4 protein-coding genes are annotated in these 2452 nt (G+C 64.6%); 2 read left to right on the top strand and 2 right to left on the bottom strand.

Translation table 11 applies throughout. From position 1 onward, the window contains the following. Window positions 1-455 (bottom strand): manganese catalase family protein (locus tag ACU5AP_RS16105; RefSeq protein ID WP_446681542.1); only part of this gene is annotated, 455 nt, incomplete at its 3' end. Window positions 456-478: 23 nt separating this feature from the next. Then, window positions 479-997 carry a ferritin-like domain-containing protein gene (locus ACU5AP_RS16110; RefSeq protein WP_200165238.1) on the bottom strand — a complete coding sequence of 173 codons (519 nt, stop codon included), beginning with the start codon at window positions 995-997 and terminating at the stop codon, window positions 479-481. Between the two features lie 140 nt (window positions 998-1137). Between ACU5AP_RS16110 and ACU5AP_RS16115 the strand changes: the two genes are divergently transcribed. Then, window positions 1138-1707 carry an SRPBCC family protein gene (locus tag ACU5AP_RS16115; protein WP_446681543.1) on the top strand — a complete coding sequence of 190 codons (570 nt, stop codon included), beginning with the start codon at window positions 1138-1140 and terminating at the stop codon, window positions 1705-1707. 21 nt (window positions 1708-1728) lie between these two features. Beyond that, window positions 1729-2452 (top strand): alcohol dehydrogenase catalytic domain-containing protein (locus ACU5AP_RS16120; RefSeq protein ID WP_446681544.1); only part of this gene is annotated, 724 nt, incomplete at its 3' end.

Below are 2452 nucleotides of genomic sequence, written 5' to 3' on the forward strand. Positions count from 1 at the left end.
CGCGACTCCGCCGCGATGTTGGAGCGTAGGTCGCAGGCCGGATCCCCGATCGAGTCCACATAGGCCGCCGTCCAGGGCACGCCCGCCGAATTGATCAGGGCCGCGCCGCCTCCATAGAGGATGGACGTGGTGTGGCTTTCGCCCCCCGAGGTCATGCTGGCGTAGAGGTCGGCCTCCTCCTCCGCCGCCTCGGCCAGGCGCCCCTTGGCGCCGCGGTTCAGCATGGCGACGATCGAACCGATGATCTCGAGGTGGCTGAGCTCCTCGGTCGCGATGTCCATCAGCATGTCGCGGCGGGCGACGTCCTCGTCCGCCAGACCCTGCGTAAAGTAGCGCATCGCCGCCGCCAGTTCGCCCTGCGGCCCGCCGAACTGCTCCAGCATCAGGGTCGCCAGGGCCGGATTGGGTTCTGAAACCCGCACCGTGTACATCAGCTTCTTGTTGTGCATGAACATCTCGCGTCTCCTCGCGACAGCGATCAGCGGCTGGGGTTCTCGCCCGCGCGCTTCAGCATCAGGAATTTCTCGGTGAGGGCCGGCAGGCTCTGGTCCACCCAGGCCGCCATGCGCGCTTCTTCATCCAGCGAGGCGTTCAGCGGATCCAACGCGACAGAGTAGCCACCGTGCTCGGCCAGGACGATCAGTCCCTTGTAGGCCGCGACCTCATAGTTCTCGAAGGCGAAGTTGGCGAAGGCGTTCTTGAGAATTTCGTCCTCGGCGAAGGTGTGGCCCAGGGCTGCCATGTTGCCGCTCATGGACATCGCGGCGTCCTTCAGACCTGACGGACTCTCGTCAAGGCCCGAGAGAATCTGTTCAAGCCGTGAAATCTGCTGCTCGGTTTCAAGCCGGTGCGCCTTCAGCTTCTCCGCCACCTCCATGAAATTTCTGGCGCGGTCGATCTGCCGATCCATCAGGGCCAGGGCCTGATGCTCCACGGCATGGGCGTTCTTCAGGCCAGTCACGAACACGTCGCGCCAGACGTCGTCGTTGTTGATCATGTCGATCTCCTTCGGTTTGCGGGTCTCTGGCAAACCGGCGGAGCGGATGAGGGGTCCGGCTGTCGGATACCCGTCACTTCATCGATCTCCGCAACGAACCCGCTGTCGGTCCATTGGCTCTTCACGCACCGGAGCCAGACATGACCGATCGTCCGATTTCGACTGACGCCGATGTGGATTCCTCGGCCTTCCGCGACAGCGACCTTCACGAAGGGCGCCACGCGGCCGACAGCTTGCGCGCCATACTGATCCGACGGCCCCGATCGGCCCTCTACAACTATTGGCGCGATCTTTTGAACCTGCCCGTCTTCTCGGAGACGGTGAAGTCTGTCGAAGTTCTGGACGCGACGCATTCCCGATGGGTCGTCGAAGGACCGGGCGGAAAGGACGTCGCGCTGATCTCCGTGGTCACAGAGGACCTGGCGGACCGTCGCATCGCCTGGACCTCGACCCAGGGCTCCGACGTCGACCATGAGGGTTGGATCGAGTTCCGGGACCATCCTTTCGGGCGCGGCACGGAGGTCCGGCTCTTCATCAGCTACGATCCGCCCGGCGGGGTCGTGGGCAAGGCGATCGCCAAGGTCATGCAGCGCGAGCCACGTCTGCAGGCGCGGCGCGAACTGCGCCGCTTCAAGCAGCTCATGGAGACGGGCGAGATTTCGACCTCAAGGGCGCCGGATGCAGCGCCGCGCGGCTCCCGCCACCTCTGATCGCAGCAGAAAGGATCGCCCATGCGCGCCCTCACCTGGCACGGCAAGCATAACGTCCAGATGGACACGGTTCCCGACCCGGAGATCATCAACCCTCGCGACGCCATCATCAGGATCACGGCGACGGCCATCTGCGGCTCGGATCTACATCTGTACGACAGCTACATCCCCGGAATGTCGAACGGCGACATCCTCGGCCATGAATTCATGGGCGAGGTCCTGGACGTCGGGCGCGGGAACACCAGCCTGAAGAAGGGGGACCGGGTCGTGGTGCCCTTCGTCATCGCCTGCGGCCAATGTTTCTTCTGCCAGAAGTCCCTTCCCGCCGCCTGCGACAATTCCAATCCGGCGGATAAGGCCGACGCATCGGAGATCGCCTTCGGCCAGGTGATGACCGGCGCCTTCGGCTATTCGCACCTGACCGGCGGCTACGCCGGAGGACAGGCCGAGTATGCCCGCGTGCCCTATTCCGACTACGGGCCGATCAAGATCCCGGACGGCGTCGAGGACGAGAAGGTGCTCTTTCTGTCCGACATCTTCCCCACGGGCTGGATGGCCGCCGAGAACTGCCAGATCGAGCGCGGCGACACCGTCGCCGTCTGGGGCTGCGGGCCGGTGGGTCTGTTCGCGATCAAATGCGCCTTCCTTCAGGGCGCAGGCCGCGTCATTGCCATCGATCACCATCCCAACCGCCTGGCCCTGGCCAGGGCCAACGGCGCCGAGGTCCTCAACTACCACGAGGTCA

It is taken from the genome of Brevundimonas sp. RM1 (genome assembly GCF_052907225.1).

What these genes read in the sequence shown, in the direction of transcription:
- ACU5AP_RS16115 (WP_446681543.1), top strand. Translation starts at nt 1,138, where the DNA reads ATGACCGATCGTCCGATTTCGACTGACGCCGATGTGGATTCCTCGGCC.
- ACU5AP_RS16110 (WP_200165238.1), bottom strand. Translation starts at nt 997, where the DNA reads ATGATCAACAACGACGACGTCTGGCGCGACGTGTTCGTGACTGGCCTG.